Genomic DNA, 19095 nt, shown 5'->3' on the forward strand with positions numbered 1-19095 from the left:
CGTGTCCTCAGGCATCAGCGCAGCACCTGCTCCACCAGCTGTACGTCCACGCTCTGCAGCGGCTCGGCGGCGTTGCGCGACAGCTGCACCTGGTAGGTGCCGCCATCGATCTTCCACTGGCGGGCCTGTGCATCGTAATGGGCCAGGGTCTTCGGCTCGGCCTCGATGCGGATGCGGCGCTGTTCGCCCGGCTGCAGGTTCACCTTGTCATAGCCGATCAGGCGGATCGGCGTGGTGCTGCCGGCCGGCAGCTTCAGGTACAGCTGGGCGACGTCGGCACCGGCGCGCTTGCCGGTGTTGCGGATGTCGACGCTGGCGACCAGGCGCGAGCCTTCCACGCTCACCTTCAGGTTTTCATAGGCGAAGGAGGTGTAGGACAGGCCGTGGCCGAAGGCGAAGGTCGGGGTCAGGCCCTTGGCCGCCATCCACTTGTAACCGACGTTGGCGCCTTCGATATCGAAATCGAACACATCACCGAACGGCTTGGCCGGCTTGAAGCCGAGGCCGTCGATATGCGGGCGCGGCAACTGCGATTCGTCCACCACCCAGGTCACCGGCAGGCGCCCGGACGGATTGACCTGGCCGGTCAGCAGCGCGGCAATGCCTTCGCCACCGCGGATGCCCGGATACCACGCCTGCAGCATCGCCGGCACCTGCGCCAGCCACGGCGTGCGCACCGGGCCGTTGGTTTCCAGCACCAGCACGGTCTTCGGGTTGGCCTTGGCCACGGCCGAGATCAGGGCGTCCTGGTTGTCCGGCAGCTGCATGTCCGGCAGGTCCACCGATTCTGCCGCCCACTGGGTGGCGAACACGATGGCGACGTCGGCCTGCGCGGCTGCCTTGGCTGCAGCGGCGGCATTGCTGCCGTCCACATACTCGATGGTCGCGTCCGGACGCGCTGCGCGCAGCGATTCCAGCGGCGAAGACGGGTGGAAGATCACCGGGCCCGGCCAGGTGGTCGGCAGCACGCCCGGCACCGCATTGGTGCCCTTGGCGGTCACGCCCACCATCGACGAACCGCCGCCACCGATCACGCCCTTGTCGGCATGGCCGCCGATGATCACGATGCGCTTCACGCTGTCGGCCAGCGGCAGCAGGTTGCCCTCGTTGCGCAGCAGCACGCTGCCCTCTTCCACCGTGCGCTGGGCAACAGCGAAGCCAGCCTCGGCGTCCACCTTCTGGTGCTGCGGCGGGTTGTCGAAGTTGCCGTGCAGGAACATCGTGCGCAGGATGCGCGCCACCATGTCGTTCAGGCGCGCCTGCGGCACCACGCCACCGTGCACGGCCAGGCGCAGCGGTTCGTCGAAGAACACCGCCGCATCGAACACTTCACCGGCCGACTGCTGGTCCAGGCCGGCCAGCGCCGCCTTCGAGCCACTGTGCACGCCCCCCCAGTCGGACATCACGAAACCGGGGAACTTCCATTCCTGCTTCAGCACCTGGTTCATCAGGTAGCCGTTCTCGCAGCCGTAGGTGCCATTGATCTTGTTGTACGAACACATCGCCACGCCCGGGCGGCCTGCCTCCAGCGCGATCTCGAAGGCGAGCAGGTCCGACTCGTGCATGGCCTGCTCGCCGATGCGCACGTCGTGGAAGTTGCGGCGGGTCTCCATGTCGTTCAGCGCGAAGTGCTTCATCGAGGAGATCACGTGTTGGCTCTGCACGCCCTGGATCAGCGCACCGACCATCGAACCGGCCAGCAGCGGATCTTCACCGGCGTACTCGAAATTGCGGCCGTTGCGCGGGTCGCGCTGCAGGTTGACGCTGCCCGACAGCAGGATGTTGAAGCGCTGCTGCCAGGCCTCGCGGCCCATGGTCGCGCCGCCGGCAAAGGCCACTTCGCGGTTCCAGCTGGATGCAGTGGACGGGCCCGACGGCATCGCGGTGGCGAAGTCGCCCGGACGGATGCCACCCGGATTGGTCACGCCGACGCCGGCATCGGCCGACTGCTGCGAGGGAATGCCCAGGCGCGGCACCGCCGGTACGAAGCCGGCCGAACCGACCGCGCCTTCCGGCAGCGGGCCACCGTCCTTGCCCAGCCCGAAGTAGCTGTGCAGCATCTGGAACTTCTCATCCTCGGTCATCGCCTTCAGCAGCAGCGCAGCACGTGCGTCGGCGTTGAGGGTGGTGTCCATCCACGGCGTGTCGCCATGCGTGTCGGCGGCATAGGCCAGGGTCAGCAGCGTGGCACGCAGGCTGCTGCCTTCCACCTTGAACGGCGCACTGCTGGCAGCCTGGAAGCCATCGCTGAAGTAGCTGGCGTCTGCTTCCAGTGCGACACGCGCCGGATCGAAGCCGGCCGCCGTGGCCGATTCGCCAGCCACGGCACCGAGCAGCACCGCCGGCGCACCCAGCCGCGAGCGCGTGACCAGCGCCGGCAGCTGGGCCGCGCCTGCACCGGCATCGGTATAGACCGCGACGGTGTGGCGGCCATCGTCCAGGCGCAGGTAGTTCAGGCCCGGCTGGTCGGGGCCGGACTCAGCGGCGATCGGCAGCCGGGTCAGTACGGCCTGACCGCGCTGGGTCTGGCCATCGTCCTTGCCCGCAGCAATGAAGCGGTACTCGTAGCCCAGCCCATCGGCCAGCACCTGCAGCGGATCGACCTGGCCGATGCCGCGCTGCACCTGGCGCACGCTCACCGCGTCCACCTTCAGGCTCTTCAGCTGCGCAGCCAGCGCCGGCATTGCTTCGGCGCCGGGCGCCTGTTCCAGGGTCAACACGGTGAACGCCGCAGGGTCGGCCCAGGCCGGGGCGGCGAGCGCAGCAGACAGGGCGAGGGAGAGGGCAAGCGGCTTTGTAAACGTTTTCATCGGCAGGCGTAATTCCGTTGCCAAGGCAATCGGTCCAGGGAAAGTGCCGCCGAAGGGTGCAGCGTTCATGCCGCGCAGGGGTTGCCAGGCAACGTCCCGCAGGCCGAAGGACGGGCCGGTCTGCGCGCGGGACCCTCCTCCCGGCGTGACAACCTGCCTGTCCGGGCCGCGCAGGGCGGCCCAATCATGTGAAGATTGTGCGAGGGCGTTCACACCTGTCAACAGGACCTAAGTCACAGGGGCAACCTGGCCGCCGGTTATCAGGCCATCACCGGCAGTCATCAGCAGGCCGCACGGGGCTGCCGATAATGGGGCGTCACCGGCCCTGAACCCCGCCCATGAACATACACCGCGACTTCGATCATCTCTGGCGCGACCGCTGTGATACCTCGAGCCAACGCAGCCCACGCGTGTTGATCCGGGTGTTCGTGGCCCCGGGCCAGCTGGAGCAGAGCGTGGCTTTCTACGAGCAGTTGCAGGGCGTCGTGGCTGATGCGGGCTTCCCGTTTCCCGATGCCGGCCTGCGCCTGGCGATGGTCGGAGCCTTCCTGCTGATCGAAGGGTGCGAGGAAGCGCTGGCCCCCTTCACTTCGACCACCGGGACGCTGCTGGTCGATGACGTGCGGCCTTATCACGACCGGCTGGTCGCGGCGGGGGCCGAAATCATCTTCCCCCTGCAGGTGGTGCCGACCGGTGCGGCGTTCAATGCAGTGCATCCCGATGGCACGGTGGTCGAGTACGTGCATCACCGGCCCGACCCGCACGGGCGCTGAGGGTACGCACGGCCGGGCTGCGCCCGGCACCCGCCGAGGCAACATCAACGTCAACAGCCAGAGCTACAGCAAAAGCTGGATTTCTGCAGGCAGGCGGGGTGGGTCCGTTGGCGGGGGACGCCGTAAACCCATCCCTGGGGGCTTGGCCGCGGCATCCATGCCGCGGACACCCCCGCCAACGGACCCACCCCGCCTTCGACAATTCCCCGCAATCTGCAGTAGATCCACGCCATGCGTGGATGCTCTTCGTTTCATTGTCGAAATATTCGATTTCGATGGAGATTCATCCACGCATGGCGTGGATCTACAATTCCTCCATGTCCTCTCCCGCCCTGCCCTGGAATGGCACGCTGCTGCTGGATGGCCACGTAGCCATGCTGCAGGGCCATGCCGGTGGCAGCGCTGCGCATGCGCACTACGCCCATCAACTGCTGCTGAGCGACGGTGCAGCGTGGCAGGTCGAGGTCGATGGCGTGCGGCAGCAGGGTCAACGCCTGTGGCTGCCCTCCTTCCAGTCGCATGCCATCCTGTCGGCACCGCAGGACGGTTGCACGGTATTCCTTGAGCCGGCACATGCCGATCCCACACAGATCCAGCGGTATCTGCACGCCCTGCCGGGCAACGCGGTGGCACTGCAGGACTGGCTGCCACGACTGAGCCGTCCGCAGCCGCTGGATCGACGCGTGCAGGCGGCACTGGTCCGTATCACCCACTACCTGCCTGGCCCGGTGCCGGCCGCCGATATCGCCGAAGCGGCCCACCTGTCGACCAGCCAGCTGCATCGGCGCTTCCAGTCAGACCTGTCGGTGACCCTGCGCGGCTGGGTACTGTGGCAACGACTGCGCAATGCGCTCGCGCATCATCTGCGTGGACACAGCCTGACCGACAGCGCCCACGCGGCCGGGTTCGCCGACCTGGCCCATCTGTCACGCAACCTGCACCGCATGTTCGGCATCGGTGCCGCGCAGTTGCAGGCCCTGCAGCTGCGCGCGACCTGACATGCGGGATCATCCGCGCCTGCGCAACCCTTCGGGCAGCTCCGGCACCTCGCCATGTGGCAGTTCACGGAACGGTGCCAGCAGCTGCCCGGGATAATCGCGCGGATAATCCGGCTGGCTGCCGATGCCGAGATCGCGTTGCCGTAGCCGATAGCCCGGTGCATCGAAGGCGGTTCCCAGCAGATGATCCCAGACGGTCAGGAACAGGCCGAAGTTGACGTCGCCAGCGGTGCCGTAGCGTATATGGTGGAAACGGTGCAGCGGTGCCCACGCCATCACCCGGCCCAGCACACCGGGGCGCATGTCCACGTTGGAATGCTGCAACAGCAGCTGGATGGCAATGGCGAACGCCAGCACCGCCGCCACCGGCATCGGCAGGCCCAGCACCAGCAGCGGCAACACACCGCCCACTGCTTCGGCCGCCTGGTGCAGCGGGTGTTTCATCAGGCCGTTGAAGCCGTACATGCGGGTGACGCTGTGGTGCACCGCATGCAGCCGCCACAGCCAGCCGATGCGATGGCTGGCGTAGTGCACCAGGGTGATGCCGAGATCGGCGCAGATGATGGCCAGCAGCACCTGCAGCGCGAAGGGCCACTGCACCGGCCACAGCTGCCACGGAATGAGTGCCGCCAGCAGCGGCACCGCGGCGATCGACAGCAGGTTCAGGCTTTCGTTGACCAGCGCATGCAAGGTGTCACGCAGGCTGTCGCCCTGGTCGTGGTTGAACATAGGGTCGTAGGGCCAGGCACGTTCGGCGGCGAACGAGAACGCGATGGCGACCACCAGCAAGGCCAGCAGCCACAGCGGATCACCGTGCAGGTGGCCGACCCAGGCGATGGCGGCGGCAACGAACCCGAGCAGGAACAACGGGGCATACAGGCGGAGGATCCAGTGCTTCATGGGCAACCCGAAACGTGAGGGGCCTGCATGCTGGCGCGATGCGACGGTTGCCGGCTTGAACAAACGGCGCAACCCGTCACGCGCCTGCTGGATGCCCACCCTGGTCGGCACCGCAATTCCAGCACCCACGCCTGGCGTGGATCTACAATGGCGCCCTCATCGCGCCCGGGACCGGCATGGACTCCTTCAACCTGATGCGTGCCTTCCGCCGCATCGTCGAACGTGGCGGCCTGGCCCGTGCCGCCGAAGACCTGGGCATGTCGCCGGCCGGGCTGAGCAAGCAGCTGCGCATGCTGGAAACCCACCTGGGCGTGGTGCTGCTGCAGCGGACCACGCGGCGCATGAGCCTGACCGAAACCGGCCATGCCTATTACCGTGAGTGCTGCCGCCTGCTCGACGAGCTGGACGCGCTGGAACGTGGCATCGCCGAACAGCGTGGCGAAGTTGCCGGGCGGCTGCGCGTCAATGCGCCACAGTCGTTCGCGCTGAGCACGCTGTCGCCGCTGCTGCCGCGCTTCCTGCAGCAGCATCCGCAGCTGTCGCTGGACCTGGTAATGGAAGACCGCCTGCTCGATGCGGTCGGCGAAGGCTTCGATGTGTCGCTGCGGCTGCGCGCCGAGCTGGACGACTCGCGACTGGTGGCGCGCCGGCTGGCTTCGCTGCAGCAGGTGCTGTGCGCGGCCCCGTCCTACCTGCAGCAGCATCCGGTACCGCAGGCGGTGGACGCTCTGCAGGCGCACAGCGTGCTGGCCTACAGCCTGTCCGACTCACCCGGCAGCTGGCCGCTGCTCGGCCCCGATGGCCAGGTGACGATCACCCTGCCGGCACGCGTCACCGTCAACAACAGCCTGCTGCTGCGCGATCTGCTGGTGGCCGGCATGGGCATCGGCGCCCTGCCCTCGTTCCTGGCGGCGCCGTCACTGGCCCGCGGCGAACTGCAGCAGGTGCTGCCCGACCACCGCTATCCACCGCGCTTCGTGCATGCGGTCTACCCCACCTCGCGCCACCTGCAGCCCAAGGTGCGTGCCTTCATCGATTTCCTGCACGCCGAGCTGCCCGCCTGCGCCGGCCTGGATTCGTAACCACCAGCGAAAACTGAGCTGCCCGCGGCGTGCTGTTTCAGCCACGCCGCACTGCCTACTCTGCCGCCTCCCCTCTCACCGATGGCAGGCCGATGTCTTCCGTTTCTTCCCCCACCGCTGCAGCGCCAGTGGTCGATTTCTTCCACGACGTGGTCTGCGGCTGGTGCTTCGTGCTGGCCCCGCGCCTGCAGCAGGTCTCGGCCGAACTCGGCATCCAGGTGCGCCACCGCAGCTTCGTGCTGCAGGACTCGCGCGCGCAGATGGTCGAGGTATTCGGCTCGATGGAGCGTGCCAAGGCGATCATCCTGCGCCACTGGACCGACTGCGCCGCGCATGAAGACAGCGCGCGCATCGATATCGAAGGCATGCGTGCACAGGACTTCGAATATCCCTCCGGCTGGCTGGGCGCATTGGCCTGCCAGGCCGCCGGCATGCTTGGCGGCAATGAAGCCCACGGCGTGATGTTCGATGCCGTGCAGTGGGCGCACCTGCACCAGCACCGCAACATCGGCGATGCCGAAGTGCTGCTGGACATCGCCGAAGCGCTCGGCCACCCGCGTGGTGCCTTCGCTGACCACATGCGCAGCGACGCAGTACGGCAGCGCGTGCAGGCCGACCGCGCCGAAGCCGCTGCGCTCGGCATCCGTTCCATTCCCACCGTGATCGGCGGCAACGGCCTGCGCCTGCAGACCCTGCCGCTGCCGCACCTGCGCCAGGCCCTGGCGCCGCTGGTCGCGGCCTGAGCCGCACCATTCCCCCCTGCAAGGAGATTCCCCATGACCCCACGTACCCTGGCCACCGCATTGGCCCTGCTGCTGGCCGGCACCGCTGCTTCCACCTCGGTGACCGCGCACGAACGCGTTCCTTCCGGCCAGCAGGTCGGCACCAGCCCCTGGGGGCCGAAGGACGAGATCGGCCGCCTCAACCTGATCACCGAGGCGTCGCGCGCAGCGATCCTGTCGCGGGTCAGCGGCGGCAAGGCCTATGACCTGGCCACCGAGTACTACGTCGGCATGCCCAGCTGGCAGGACGCCGGCGACCCGCACTACCAGTTCTGGATGACCCACACCCCGCGCGGCACGGTGATGGACGACCCGATGGGCGTGGGCGAGACCATGAACCTCACCCGCAGCTACACCGGCACGGCGTTCTCGATGTACAGCCACACCGGCACCCACATCGATGCGCTGAACCACTTCGGTATCCACGGAAAGATCTGGAACGGCTTCGAGGCCGACAAGCACCTCGGCGATCGTGGCTGGAATGTCACCGGCATCGAGAAATTCCCGCCGCTGATCGCGCGTGGCGTACTGATCGACGTGGCCGGTGCCAAGGGCGTGGACATGCTGCCGGACAGCTACCGCGTCACCCGCCAGGACCTGAAGGATGCGCTGGCACGCCAGCAGGTGAAGCTGCAGCAGGGTGACATCGTGCTGATCCGCACCGGCCGCATGCGCCTGTTCGAGCAGCCCAGGGCGTACATGGCCAACCCGCCGGGCATGGGCCTGGACGCCGCGCGCTTCCTGGTCGAAGACAGCGGCGCGATGATCGTCGGCGCCGACAACCTCAGCTTCGAGACCTTCCCTTCGGAAGTGTCCGATGACTACGTGCCGCTGCACACCTACCTGCTGGCCCAGCAGGGCGCGCCGATCATCGAGCTGGTGGCGCTGGACGAACTGGCCCGTGACAAGGTCTACGAGTTCGCCTTCATCGGCGGCCCGTTGAAGATCCGCGGTGGCGATGCCGCGCCGCTGCGCCCGGTGGCGTTGCCGGTCCGCCCGTAACCGGGGCCTGTGGGTGCCGGCCCTGGTCGGCATTCCGTCCCATGCCGAGTGGGTGCCGACCTTGGTCGGCACTCCTATACCCCTTCAGCAACCTGAAACCCGACCTTCCAATTTCATTAGTAATTCTACTTACAACGCGAGTAGCATGTCTGGTCTCAGCCACTGATACCGGCCTGTCGATACTCGCTTCATGCCCGCCGTTTCCGTCCATTCCTGTCGCCCCCAGCCCGCCCGGCGCCTCCCCTGGAGGACCGGCTGATGGGCGCCGTCGTCGCCCTCGACCGGCTGCTGGATGGGCGCCAGCTGTGGCGCGGCCCGGCCCGCCAAGGGCCCGCCAGCGACCACCTGCCCAGCGGCCACCCGGCACTGGATGCACGCCTGCCCGGCGGTGGCTGGCCGGCCAGCGGGCTGTGTGAAGTGCTGCAGCCAGCCCCGGGCGTGGGCGAGCTGGCGCTGGTCTGGCCGGCGCTGGCGAAGCTGAGCCAGCGCGGACGCCCGATCGTGCTGGTCGCGCCCCCGTACCGCCCGCATGCGCCGGCCTGGGCTGCGGCCGGGCTGGACCTGGCCCAGCTGCAGATCATCCACGCCGTGCCGAAGCAGGCGCTGTGGGCGGCCGAGCAGTGCCTGCGCTCGGCCGCCTGCGCCGCGGTGCTGTGCTGGCCACAGCAGGCCGACGACCGTGCCCTGCGCCGGCTGCAGGTCGCCGCCGACAGCGGCCAGTGCCTGGGCTTCGTGTTCCGCGAGGCGCAGGCAGCGCGCAACCCCTCCCCGGCCAGCCTGCGCCTGCAGCTCGACCACGGCCAGGTGCGGGTACTGAAATGCCGTGGTGGCCTGCCGCCGGCGCAGCCGTTGCCCCTGGCCATCAGCCACTGAGGCCGCGCCGTGAACTGGGCCTGCCTGTTGTTGCCGCAGTTGGCGCTGGACAGCGTGCTGCGCCAGCAGCCGGACCCGCAGCGGCCGCTGGTGCTGCTGCAGGGGCCGGCGCAGCGTCGCGTGCTGCGCGCGGTCAGCCCGGCCGCACGGGCAGCCGGGCTGCGCCCGGGCATGCTGCTGTCGGCCGCGCAGGTGCTGGTGCAGGACATGCACCTGCACGATTACGACCCGAACGCCGAACAGCACACCCGGCAGCTGCTGGCCAGCTGGGCCTATGCCTACAGTTCGCAGGTCAGCCTCGATTTCCCGCATGCGCTGGTGCTGGAGATCGGCGCCAGCCGTGCCCTGTTCGGTGACTGGCTGACCATCGAGAAACGCCTGCGCGGTGAACTGCACGAACTGGGTTTCCGCCATCGCCTGGTGGCCGCGCCCACGCCGCATGCCGCGCGCGTGCTGGCCAACGTGCACGATGGCCTCGGCCTCGATGCGCAGCAGCTGCCGGCGGTACTCGCACAGCTGCCGTTGCCGCGCTGCGGGCTGGCCAGCGAAGCAGTGACCGTGCTGGGACGCTCCGGCCTGCGCACGCTGGGTGCGGTGCTCGCGCTGCCGCGTGACAGCCTGGCCCGGCGCTTCGCCCCCGACGTGCTGCAGCAGCTGGACGCGTTGCGCGGCCTGCCCACCGCACCACTGCGCTACTACCAGCCTCCCGACCGTTTCGATGCGCGCATCGAATTCGAATACGAGATCGAATCCAGCCAGGCCCTGCTGTTCCCGCTGCGTCGCCTGCTGCTGGACCTGGCCGCCTTCCTGTGCTCGCGCGATGGTGGCGTGCAGCGCTTCGACCTGCATTTCGAGCACGACCTGCTGCCACCCAGCGTGCTGACCATCGGCCTGCTGGCGCCGGAGCGTGATCCCGCGCTGCTGTTCGAGATCGCGCGCAACCGCATGGAAGCCTTCGCCCTGCCCGCCGGCAGCCGCGCACTGCGCCTGCAGGCCGAGCAGCTGCCGCCCTTCGTGCCCGCCGCGCGCGACCTGTTCGATACCCGGCCGGCGCAGGCGATGCCCTGGACCCAGCTGCGCGAGCGCCTGCGTGCGCGCTTGGGCGATGATGCCGTGCAGCCGCTGGCGGTGCAGGCCGACCATCGCCCCGAACGCGCCAGCGGCACCCAGCCGGCGGTCAAACCGCCGTCGTACTGGCCGCTACGCCCGGGCTGGCTGCTGGATACGCCGCAACCGCTGCGTGATCCACGCCTGCGCATCGTCGCCGGGCCGGAGCGGATCGAATCGGGCTGGTGGGACCAGGCCGATACACGCCGTGATTACTACGTGGTGGAAACCGCACATGGCCAGCGTGGCTGGGCCTTCCGCACACGCAACGACCCACATGCACCGTGGATGCTGCACGGCTGGTTCGGCTGAGCCCTCATGCACAGTGAACTGCCCGGCTACGCCGAACTGCACTGCCTGTCGGCGTTCAGTTTCCAGCGCGGCGCCTCGATTGCCGAAGAACTGTTCGCGCGCGCCGCCGGCCAGGGCTACCGGGCGCTGGCGATCACCGACGAGTGCTCGCTGGCCGGCATCGTGCGCGCCTGGCAGGCGGCGAAGACGCATGGCGTGGCACTGATCGTCGGCGCCGAATTCCAGGTCGAGGACGGGCCGAAGCTGGCCCTGCTGTGCACCGACCAGGCCGCCTATGCCGGGCTGTGCCAGTTGATCACCACCTGCCGGCGACGCGCGGCCAAGGGCGAATACCGCTGCCTGCGCGACGACCTGCTCGACCTGCCCGACGGGCTGCTCTGCCTGTGGCTGGACCGGCAGCCGGCCGCCACCGATCTGGAGCTGCTGCGCACCGGCTTCAATGATCGCCTGTGGCTGGCGGTGGAGCTGCATCACGAGCATGACGACGCGCATCGCCTGCAGCAGCTGCAGGCCTTCGGCGAACGCCACCGCCTGCCATTGGTTGCCAGTGGTGATGTGCACATGCACGTGCGCCGCCGGCGTGCGCTGCAGGACACGCTGACCGCGATCCGCCACCGCTGCAGCGTGGCCGAAGCCGGCTGGCGCCTGTTTCCCAACGGCGAGCGTCATCTGCGCCCGCGCACCGCACTGGCCCAGTTGTACCCGCCCGAACTGCTGGCCGAGACCCTGCGCATCGCCGAACGCTGCCACTTCACCCTGGAGCAGCTGCAGTACACCTACCCGCGCGAACTGGTACCGGAGGGCCACGACCCGGACAGCTGGCTGCGCGTGCTGGTCGAGCGTGGCATTCCGTGGCGCTGGAAGAACGGCATCGAACCGGCACAACGCGCGCAGATCGAACACGAACTGGCATTGATCCGGCAGAAGAACTACGCCTCCTACTTCCTCACCGTGCAGGACATCGTGCGCTTCGCGCGCAGCCAGGACATCCTCTGCCAGGGCCGTGGCTCGGCGGCCAACTCGGCGGTGTGCTTCGTGCTGGGCGTGACCGAAATCGATCCGGCACGCAGCAATCTGTTGTTCGAGCGTTTCATCTCCGCCGAACGCGACGAACCACCGGATATCGACATCGACTTCGAGCACGAGCGCCGCGAAGAAGTGCTGCAGTACGTGTTCAAGCGCTATGGGCGTGAACGTGCTGCCTTGACTGCGGTGGCGATCAGTTACCGTGGCCGCAGCGCGATCCGCGATGTGGCCCGTGCGCTCGGCCTGCCGATGGACCAGGTCAACGAACTGGGCGCAGCGATGGATCACTGGGGCGGCCACGTGCCGTTGCCGGAGACCCTGCGCGAACGCGGCTTCGATCCGGAGACCCCGCTGATGCGCCGGCTGCTGTCACTGACCGCCGAGCTGATCGACTTCCCACGCCATCTGTCGCAGCACCCGGGCGGCTTCGTTATTTCCGAGCATCCGCTGTCGACCCTGGTGCCGGTCGAGAACGCAGCGATGGCCGACCGCACCGTCATCCAGTGGGACAAGGATGACCTGGATGCCACCGGCCTGATGAAGGTCGACTGCCTGGCACTGGGCATGCTCACCGCCATCCGAAAGTGCCTGGCGATGCTGCAGCAGCATGGCCTGCATGCAGGGCGCATGGATGCGATCCCTCCCAAGGATACGAAGACCTACGACATGATCTGCGCCGCCGACACCATCGGTGTATTCCAGATCGAGTCGCGCGCGCAGATGGCGATGCTGCCACGCCTGCAGCCACGCGAGTTCTATGATCTGGTGATCGAGGTGGCGATCGTGCGCCCCGGTCCGATCCAGGGCGACATGGTGCATCCCTACCTGGAACGGCGAAGGATCCTGCGCGAACAGGGTCCGGACGCGTTGAACGATCCGGACAATCCGCTCTATCCAGCGCGGCTGGAACGCGTGTTCGCCCGCACCCTCGGCGTGCCACTGTTCCAGGAACAGGTGATGCAGTTGGCGGTGGAAGCCGCCGGCTACACGCCTGGCCAGGCCGATGCCCTGCGCCGTTCGATGGCCGCCTGGAAGCGCCGCGGTGGACTGGAACCGCATCGAGAGAAGCTGCTGGCCGGGATGTTGAAGAACGGCTTCAGCCGCGAGTACGGCGAGCACCTGTTCGAGCAGATCAAGGGCTTCGGCGACTACGGCTTTCCGGAAAGCCATGCCGCCAGCTTCGCCCTGTTGACCTATAACAGTTGCTGGTTGAAGTGCCACCACCCGGCCGCGTTCACCGCCAGCCTGATCAACAGCCAGCCACTGGGCTTCTACAGCCCCGACCAGCTGCTGCAGGACGCGCGCCGGCATGGCATCCGCGTGCTGCCGGTGGACGTGCGCCACAGCGACTGGGACTGCACGCTGGATTTCAGCCAGGGGCCGGCCGCGATCCGGCTCGGCCTGCGCCTGGTCGATGGCTGCAACGAACCCGCCGTGCAGGCCATCATGCGAGAACGTGCGCGGCGCCCCTTCGACGATGTGGGCGACCTGTGCCAGCGCACCGCGCTGGACCGTCGCCAACAGGGCCTGCTGGCCGATGCCGGCGCGTTGCGTGGGCTCAGCGGCCATCGCCATCGTGCGCGCTGGGACATCTCCGGCGTGGAAAACCGGCTGCCGCTGTTCGACCAGGCCCGCGCCACCGCCGAGGCCCGCGTGCCGTTGCCGCTGCCCAGCGCCTGGGAAGACATGCAGGCCGACTACCGCAGCACCGGCACCACCCTTGGCCGCCACCCGATCTCGTTCCTGCGCGCACAGCTGCGCAGCCGTGGTTGCCTGGATGCTGCACAACTGGCCGGTCACGGCCATGGTCGCCGCGTGCGCATCGCCGGTCTGGTACGCATGCGCCAGCGTCCGCAGACCGCCAGTGGCGTGACCTTCCTCACCCTTGAGGACGAAACCGGCATGGTCAACGCGGTGGTCTGGCGCCACCTCGCTGATCGCCAGCACCGGGTGCTGGTTGATACCCAGCTGATGCAGATCGACGGCCGCCTGGAACGCGTCGATGGCGTGCAGCATGTCATCGTGCAGCGCATGCACTGCCTGGATGAGCTGCTGCAGGGGCTGCGCAGCCACAGCCGCGATTTCCACTGACGATACACAGCGTCACACAACGAACTGGCCATTGCCGGTCCGCATCCGCTATCGTCGGCACATCCAAGGAAGGACGACACGATGCCCCGTGCACTGCTGCTGACCACGCTGGTGGTCGCCACCCTCGCCCTGCTGGTGTCCGGCTGGACCGCCTGGAGCCTGCACCGCAGCCAATCGCCACAGCGCATCATCGAAGCACGCGGGCTGGTCATCCACGATGAAAGCGGACAGCCACGGGTGATCCTCGGCGCACCGGTTCCCGATCCTCTCAGCCAGGGCCGCACCCAGGGGCCGCGTGCGACCGCCCTGTCAGGCCTGATCCTGCTCGGCCCGGACGGCTCCGAACGCGGTGGCTATGGCACCAGCGACCGCGGCGGCGAGGCCCTGCTGACCCTGGACGATGCCACCGGCACCACTGAAGTGTTCAAGGTGGTGGCCAACCCGGACCGCGGCGCCAGCCTGATGGTCAAGCACCAGAACAATACCGGCGCCATGCTCACCTCCTGGCAGGGCAAGCCGGAACTGATGTTCGTCGATGACAGCGGCCAGTCCTACTACGTGCGCCCGGGCGCCAACGCCGCGCCCTGATCTGCTTTTGTGGCGTCGAGCCATGCTCGACTTTGCTTCACCTTTGTAGAGTCGAGCTTGCTCGACTGTTGTTGGCACGAGCAGTCGAGCAAGCTCGACTCTACAGTCCAAACACCGCCGCCAGATCGTCGGCCAGCTGCCGCTGCTGCACCGGCCCCAGCGCCGCGCAGGTGATGCGCAGGCCATGCCCGGGCGCCGCCACCGCGAACACTTCGCCCGGGCGCACATGCCAGCCACGCGCGGCCAGCGCCAGCACCTGCGGATGGCTGTCGGCCGGCAATGGCAGCCACAGGTTCAGCCCTTCCATCGGCTGCGGCGTCGCCACGCCACGTGCACGCAGCAGTTCCTGCAGCGACTGCAGGCGCTGTTGGTAACGCTCGCCTGCCGACGCGATCTTCGCCCGCTGCGACGCCGAGCCCAGCACCGATGTCGCCGCATCCTGCAGAAGGTGGCTGACCCAGCCCGTACCCGATGCCAACCGCAGCCGCAACCGCGCCGCGGTTTCCTCGTCACAGCCCAACCAGGCCAGCCGCAGGTCGGGGCCGAGCGGCTTGGACAGCGAGCGCAACAGCGCCCAGCGCCGGCCATCAAGCGGTAGTACCGAGTGATAGACCTGCTGCGAGAGCAGCGCATAGTGATCGTCGATCAGCACTGCCACCTGCGGATAGTGGGCAAGCAGCTGCCGCAGCGCCCGTGCGCGCTTCGCATCCAGGCTGGCCCCGGTGGGATTGTGCGCACGCGGGGTCAGCAGCACCGCGCGCGCGCCGGCCTCCAGCGCGGCACGCAGCGATCCGACCTGCATGCCATGCGCATCCACCGCCACCGGCAACGGCGCATGGCCTATCGCGTTGAGTACGTTGAGGCTGCCGAGGAAACATGGATCTTCCACCGCGATGCGATCACCCGGCAGCAGCCAGGCCGCCAACAGGCGCTCGATGCCATCGACCGCACCATGGGTCAGCTCCAGCGCATACCCCTCGGGGCAATCCGCATCCAGCGAGGCCCGTGCCAGCGCCTGCAACCGCGGGTCGACCGTGCCCACCCCATACAACCGTGGCGCCGCCGGAGCCAGCCGCAGGTTCGGCAGCAGGCGCGGGTCCGGGTTGCCACTGGCCAGGTCATGCAGGGCCACTCCCGGCGCGCTGCCTTCGCGTGCCATTGCCGGCGGCAAGCCGCGCACCACCGTGCCGCGACGGCCGGCAGTGCTGGCCAGGCCCGCCGCGTCCAGCCGCTTGTAGGCGGCGGCCACGGTGTTGCGGTTCACCCCCAGCTGCTCGGCCAACTCACGCACCGGCGGCAGCACGCTGCCGGCCGGCAGGCGGCCCTTGCCGATGCCGTCGCGAATGTTGTCGAAGATCGACTCGGCGCTATGCCCGGTGATTTTCATTTTGTCCTATGCCAAAATAAATCTTGTCCTGTGCCAGTGTATCCCACCCTGGCCATCCCGCATTGGAGGTGCCCGCATGCCCCTTGCCGCCGCCGACTGGCCCATGGCCCAGTCTGTTGAACAGATCGCCGCCAACCTGGCCACGGTGCGCCAGCGCATCGCCGACGCCTGCGCCCGCACTGGCCGTGATCCGGCAAGCGTGCGCCTGCTGCCGGTCAGCAAGACCGTCGATGACGCCCGCATCCGCATGGCCGTGGCCGCTGGCTGCCACGAACTGGGCGAGAACAAGGTCCAGGAGGCACAACGCAAGGCCGAGGCCATGCCCGACCTGGGCGTGCACTGGTCGGTGATCGGCCACCTGCAGACCAACAAGGCGCGCTACGTGGCGCGCTTCGCCAGCGAGTTCCAGGCGCTGGACAGCCTGCGCGTGGCCGAGGCGCTGCAGCAGCGCCTGCAAGTGGAAGATCGCACGCTGGAGGTGTTCGTGCAGGTCAATACCTCGGCCGAGCCCAGCAAGTACGGACTCGAGCCCGGCGCGGTGGAGGGCTTCGTGCAGCAGCTGCCGGCGTTTGATCGCCTGCGCGTGCGCGGCCTGATGACCCTGGCCGTGTTCACCCCGGAGGTCGAGCGCGTGCGCGCCTGCTTCGTGCGCCTGCGCGAACTGCGCGACCAGCTGCAGCACTCCGCGCCCGCCGGCTTCGACCTGTCGCAGCTGTCGATGGGCATGTCCGGTGACTTCGAAGTCGCCATCGAGGAAGGCGCCACCGTGGTCCGCGTCGGACAGGCCATCTTCGGCGCCCGCGCCACCCCGGACAGTTTCTACTGGCCCAACAGCGGAGCACCGGCATGAAGCACGCGGTGGTCCTGCAACACGTTGCCTTCGAAGACCTCGGCACCCTGAAACCGCTGCTGCTGACGCAGGGCTGGCAGCTGCAGGTGCTGCAGGCCGGTGTCGACCCGCTCGACGATGCCGAAGCGGCCGACCTGCTGGTCGTGCTGGGTGGCCCGATCAGTGCCAATGACACAGAAACCTATCCCTTCGTCACCGACAGCATTGCCCTGCTGCAGCGTCGCCTGCTGCAGCAGCGGCCAACCCTGGGCATCTGCCTCGGTGCGCAGCTGATGGCGCGCGCGCTCGGCGCCAGCGTCGTTGCCAGTGGCGGCAAGGAGATCGGTTTCGCGCCACTGCTGCTCACCGATGACGGCCAGCGCTCGCCCCTGCAGGCCCTGCAGGGCATTCCGGTACTGCATTGGCACGGTGAGGGCTTCGAACTCCCGCCCGGCGCACGCCGCCTGGCCAGCACGCCCGCCTGCCGCCACCAGGCATTTGCCATCGGTCAGCACGCGCTGGGCCTGCAATGCCATCCGGAGCTGGACGCGCGCCAGTTCGAACGCTGGCTGATCGGCCACACCCTGGAACTGGCCCAGGCCGGCATCGACCCCAACGACCTGCGCGCGCAGGCGCGCCGCTATGGTGCGCCGCTGGCAGCCGCCGCCACCGCGATGTTCGACCACTGGCTGCAGGACCTGCCGGAGATACCACGATGAATTACCGGTTGCAGGTCTACCGCGATGGCGCCTACTGGGGCCACTTCGACTGCAGCGGCCCCGACGCCCTGCTGCGCATGGACGTCATCGCCGCACAGCTGCCCAGCGAACAGGGCTTCCAGCTGAAGCGGCAGAAAGGTATCGGCGAGGAGCGCATCCTGTCCAGCAACGCTGACGGCCTGCGCGTGCTCGCCGCGCAGATCCAGTACCGCGATCTTTGACCCGTTTGGGGGCATGCCGGCCAACGGCTGGCGGTCCCATCACTGGCTGATGACCGCCCATTGATGCAAATGATTCTCTTTTGCTGTAAGGTGCTGCCGCTGCCCTTGCCGCCGCGGGCTGTTCCCTTTCCCAGTTGTCGCCCGCCCCGTGTCCACGCCTGTCGAACCGACGGATGTCGCGCAGCTGTGCGCGGCCCATTACCGGCCGCTGCACGCCCATGTCCGCCGCAAACTCCCGCAACGCTGCGATGCCGATGACGTCGTCCAGGAAACCTGGCTGCGTATCGTCAAAGTCGCCGCCAGCGGCCTGCTGAACAATGGCCGCGCCTATCTGTATCGCGTTGCCCACAACCTGATCGCCGATCACTACCGGCAGCGCCAGCGCCGGCGCGAAGAGGCGCTGGATGACATCCAGCTGCATGCCATCGCCGATCCCGCACCGCTGCCGGACCAGCGCCTGCTCGACGCCGAACAGCTGCGCCATCTCGATGCGATCATCGCCGCGCTGCCACCGCGCTCGCGCCAGGTGTTCCTGCTCGCCCGTGTCGAGCAGATGGCCCTGGCCGAGATCGGGCGCCAGCTCGGCGTCAGCCGTCAGACCGCGCATGGCCATCTGCTGCGCGCCCTGGTCGCCCTGCAGCAGGTGCCGGGCCCATGAGCCAGGACACCATCGCACGCGAAGCCGCCCGCTGGTGGCTGGACGGGCACGACGGCGAACGCGATGAGAACGCGTTCAACCAATGGTGCCAGGCCGACCCGCGCCATGCCCTGCAGTACCAGCACCTGCAGCAGCTGTGGCAGGCCGGTGCCGCCACCCCCAGCCTTCAGCGCCAGCAGCAACGCCGGCGCCGCCGCCACCTGGGTGAAGCCGGTATTGCGGCGCTGCTGCTGTGCGCGCTTGGACTGTATGGCCGCCCTGCCCCGCCGCCGGCCGCGCAGGTGCTGCGCACCGCCGCTGGCGAAATCCGCGACGAAGCGCTGCCGGACGGTTCGCATGTCCTGCTGTCGCCGGGCAGCGAAGTGCATGTGCGCGTTGATGGACAACATCGCCAGTTGCAACTGCAACGCGGCCAGGCCTGGTTCAAGGTCGCCGCCGACGCCCGCCGGCCGTTCCAGGTGCATACGCCGCATGGCACGGTCACTGCGCTGGGTACTGCCTTCGACCTCGTCGTGCAGGGCAACAACAGCAGGGTCACGGTCACCGAACATCGCGTCCGGGTAGAGGACGGCGGCGGGACCGTGCAGGCGGCCGAGGGGCAACAGGTACGCTTCAACGGACAGTCACCGCCTGCCGCCCAGCCGGCAGACAGCGGCGGCCTCGCCTGGCGCGAACGACGCCTGCACTGGGTCTCGGCCCCCCTCGCCGATGTCACCGAAGGCCTGGACCGCTGGCACGGCGGGCACACCTGGATCATCGGCGCGCGCCTGCGCCAGCAACCGGTCACCCTGCTGGGCAGTGCCGACGGCGCAGCCAGCAACCGCGATCAACTGGCCGCGCAGCTGCACGTGCGCGTGCTGCGTCTGGGCGGGGGCGTGCAGGTCTGGTTGCCACCGCGCAGGGAACATGCTGATGCACCCTGACATCGGGCCTGCCG

At 68.4% G+C, this 19095-nt stretch carries 17 protein-coding genes; 14 read left to right on the top strand and 3 right to left on the bottom strand.

Annotation, left to right across the window (positions count from 1 at the left end; translation table 11 throughout):
- Nucleotides 1–14: 14 nt before the first annotated feature.
- Nucleotides 15–2810: a beta-glucosidase family protein gene (locus AC5P7U_RS09100; RefSeq protein WP_180880922.1), complete on the bottom strand. Its 2796-nt coding sequence runs from the start codon at nt 2808–2810 to the stop codon at nt 15–17.
- Between the two features lie 338 nt (nt 2811–3148).
- Between AC5P7U_RS09100 and AC5P7U_RS09105 the strand changes: the two genes are divergently transcribed.
- Complete coding sequence (locus AC5P7U_RS09105; protein WP_040007487.1) at nt 3149–3583, top strand: VOC family protein; 435 nt, start codon at nt 3149–3151, stop codon at nt 3581–3583.
- Between the two features lie 293 nt (nt 3584–3876).
- A complete protein-coding gene (locus AC5P7U_RS09110; RefSeq protein ID WP_197564600.1) occupies nt 3877–4581 on the top strand; it encodes a helix-turn-helix domain-containing protein in 705 nt (234 codons plus the stop codon).
- 9 nt (nt 4582–4590) lie between these two features.
- Here the strand turns inward: AC5P7U_RS09110 and AC5P7U_RS09115 are convergent, their stop codons facing one another.
- The gene (locus tag AC5P7U_RS09115; RefSeq protein ID WP_006451998.1) at nt 4591–5481 is read right to left on the bottom strand and encodes a sterol desaturase family protein; all 891 of its coding nucleotides are present in this window, start codon (nt 5479–5481) and stop codon (nt 4591–4593) included.
- A gap of 176 nt (nt 5482–5657) precedes the next feature.
- On the opposite strand from AC5P7U_RS09115, the gene AC5P7U_RS09120 reads away from it, so the two are divergent.
- The 7 genes from AC5P7U_RS09120 to AC5P7U_RS09150 all read left to right on the top strand — a co-directional run bounded on the left by AC5P7U_RS09120 (nt 5658) and on the right by AC5P7U_RS09150 (nt 14344).
- The gene (locus AC5P7U_RS09120) at nt 5658–6563 is read left to right on the top strand and encodes a LysR family transcriptional regulator (RefSeq protein WP_006452000.1); all 906 of its coding nucleotides are present in this window, start codon (nt 5658–5660) and stop codon (nt 6561–6563) included.
- A 92-nt stretch (nt 6564–6655) separates the two neighbouring features.
- The gene (locus AC5P7U_RS09125) at nt 6656–7306 is read left to right on the top strand and encodes a DsbA family oxidoreductase (protein ID WP_006452002.1); all 651 of its coding nucleotides are present in this window, start codon (nt 6656–6658) and stop codon (nt 7304–7306) included.
- Nucleotides 7307–7339: 33 nt separating this feature from the next.
- Entirely contained in the window at nt 7340–8347 is a 1008-nt protein-coding gene (locus AC5P7U_RS09130) for a cyclase family protein (protein ID WP_006452003.1), read from the top strand.
- Between the two features lie 258 nt (nt 8348–8605).
- Nucleotides 8606–9220 (top strand): translesion DNA synthesis-associated protein ImuA, encoded by a 615-nt coding sequence (imuA, locus tag AC5P7U_RS09135; RefSeq protein WP_197564601.1) that lies wholly within the window; start codon nt 8606–8608, stop codon nt 9218–9220.
- Between the two features lie 9 nt (nt 9221–9229).
- Nucleotides 9230–10639, top strand: coding sequence for a Y-family DNA polymerase (locus AC5P7U_RS09140; protein ID WP_495221018.1), 1410 nt, complete (start codon nt 9230–9232; stop codon nt 10637–10639).
- 6 nt (nt 10640–10645) lie between these two features.
- On the top strand, nt 10646–13756 hold the full coding sequence (locus tag AC5P7U_RS09145; RefSeq protein ID WP_197564603.1) for an error-prone DNA polymerase: 3111 nt from the start codon (nt 10646–10648) through the stop codon (nt 13754–13756).
- 81 nt (nt 13757–13837) lie between these two features.
- Nucleotides 13838–14344, top strand: a complete 507-nt coding sequence (locus tag AC5P7U_RS09150; RefSeq protein ID WP_006461333.1) for a hypothetical protein — start codon at nt 13838–13840, stop codon at nt 14342–14344.
- A gap of 100 nt (nt 14345–14444) precedes the next feature.
- Here the strand turns inward: AC5P7U_RS09150 and ptsJ are convergent, their stop codons facing one another.
- Nucleotides 14445–15731, bottom strand: a complete 1287-nt coding sequence (gene ptsJ / locus AC5P7U_RS09155) for a MocR-like B6 salvage transcription factor PtsJ (RefSeq protein ID WP_197564087.1) — start codon at nt 15729–15731, stop codon at nt 14445–14447.
- A 76-nt stretch (nt 15732–15807) separates the two neighbouring features.
- Between ptsJ and AC5P7U_RS09160 the strand changes: the two genes are divergently transcribed.
- The 5 genes from AC5P7U_RS09160 to AC5P7U_RS09180 all read left to right on the top strand — a co-directional run bounded on the left by AC5P7U_RS09160 (nt 15808) and on the right by AC5P7U_RS09180 (nt 19081).
- Nucleotides 15808–16581 carry a YggS family pyridoxal phosphate-dependent enzyme gene (locus AC5P7U_RS09160; protein ID WP_006461392.1) on the top strand — a complete coding sequence of 258 codons (774 nt, stop codon included), beginning with the start codon at nt 15808–15810 and terminating at the stop codon, nt 16579–16581.
- Nucleotides 16578–17279, top strand: a complete 702-nt coding sequence (locus AC5P7U_RS09165; protein ID WP_197564088.1) for a glutamine amidotransferase — start codon at nt 16578–16580, stop codon at nt 17277–17279. The genes AC5P7U_RS09160 and AC5P7U_RS09165 overlap by 4 nt, the downstream gene beginning before the upstream one ends.
- Nucleotides 17276–17500 carry a hypothetical protein gene (locus AC5P7U_RS09170; protein WP_197564089.1) on the top strand — a complete coding sequence of 75 codons (225 nt, stop codon included), beginning with the start codon at nt 17276–17278 and terminating at the stop codon, nt 17498–17500. The genes AC5P7U_RS09165 and AC5P7U_RS09170 overlap by 4 nt, the downstream gene beginning before the upstream one ends.
- Before the next feature lie 148 nt (nt 17501–17648).
- Nucleotides 17649–18158, top strand: a complete 510-nt coding sequence (locus AC5P7U_RS09175; RefSeq protein WP_197564090.1) for an RNA polymerase sigma factor — start codon at nt 17649–17651, stop codon at nt 18156–18158.
- The gene (locus tag AC5P7U_RS09180) at nt 18155–19081 is read left to right on the top strand and encodes a FecR domain-containing protein (protein ID WP_197564091.1); all 927 of its coding nucleotides are present in this window, start codon (nt 18155–18157) and stop codon (nt 19079–19081) included. The genes AC5P7U_RS09175 and AC5P7U_RS09180 overlap by 4 nt, the downstream gene beginning before the upstream one ends.
- Nucleotides 19082–19095 lie beyond the last annotated feature (14 nt).

This window comes from Stenotrophomonas sp. YJH_SMC_57, from assembly GCF_059369755.1.

Bases quoted from the DNA above. Each gene is read 5' to 3' on its own strand.
- AC5P7U_RS09100 (WP_180880922.1), bottom strand. From the start codon at position 2,810: ATGAAAACGTTTACAAAGCCGCTTGCCCTCTCCCTCGCCCTGTCTGCT.
- AC5P7U_RS09105 (WP_040007487.1), top strand. From the start codon at position 3,149: ATGAACATACACCGCGACTTCGATCATCTCTGGCGCGACCGCTGTGAT.
- AC5P7U_RS09110 (WP_197564600.1), top strand. From the start codon at position 3,877: ATGGCGTGGATCTACAATTCCTCCATGTCCTCTCCCGCCCTGCCCTGG.
- AC5P7U_RS09115 (WP_006451998.1), bottom strand. From the start codon at position 5,481: ATGAAGCACTGGATCCTCCGCCTGTATGCCCCGTTGTTCCTGCTCGGG.
- AC5P7U_RS09120 (WP_006452000.1), top strand. From the start codon at position 5,658: ATGGACTCCTTCAACCTGATGCGTGCCTTCCGCCGCATCGTCGAACGT.
- AC5P7U_RS09125 (WP_006452002.1), top strand. From the start codon at position 6,656: ATGTCTTCCGTTTCTTCCCCCACCGCTGCAGCGCCAGTGGTCGATTTC.
- AC5P7U_RS09130 (WP_006452003.1), top strand. From the start codon at position 7,340: ATGACCCCACGTACCCTGGCCACCGCATTGGCCCTGCTGCTGGCCGGC.
- imuA (WP_197564601.1), top strand. From the start codon at position 8,606: ATGGGCGCCGTCGTCGCCCTCGACCGGCTGCTGGATGGGCGCCAGCTG.
- AC5P7U_RS09145 (WP_197564603.1), top strand. From the start codon at position 10,646: ATGCACAGTGAACTGCCCGGCTACGCCGAACTGCACTGCCTGTCGGCG.
- AC5P7U_RS09150 (WP_006461333.1), top strand. From the start codon at position 13,838: ATGCCCCGTGCACTGCTGCTGACCACGCTGGTGGTCGCCACCCTCGCC.
- ptsJ (WP_197564087.1), bottom strand. From the start codon at position 15,731: ATGAAAATCACCGGGCATAGCGCCGAGTCGATCTTCGACAACATTCGC.
- AC5P7U_RS09160 (WP_006461392.1), top strand. From the start codon at position 15,808: ATGCCCCTTGCCGCCGCCGACTGGCCCATGGCCCAGTCTGTTGAACAG.
- AC5P7U_RS09165 (WP_197564088.1), top strand. From the start codon at position 16,578: ATGAAGCACGCGGTGGTCCTGCAACACGTTGCCTTCGAAGACCTCGGC.
- AC5P7U_RS09170 (WP_197564089.1), top strand. From the start codon at position 17,276: ATGAATTACCGGTTGCAGGTCTACCGCGATGGCGCCTACTGGGGCCAC.
- AC5P7U_RS09180 (WP_197564091.1), top strand. From the start codon at position 18,155: ATGAGCCAGGACACCATCGCACGCGAAGCCGCCCGCTGGTGGCTGGAC.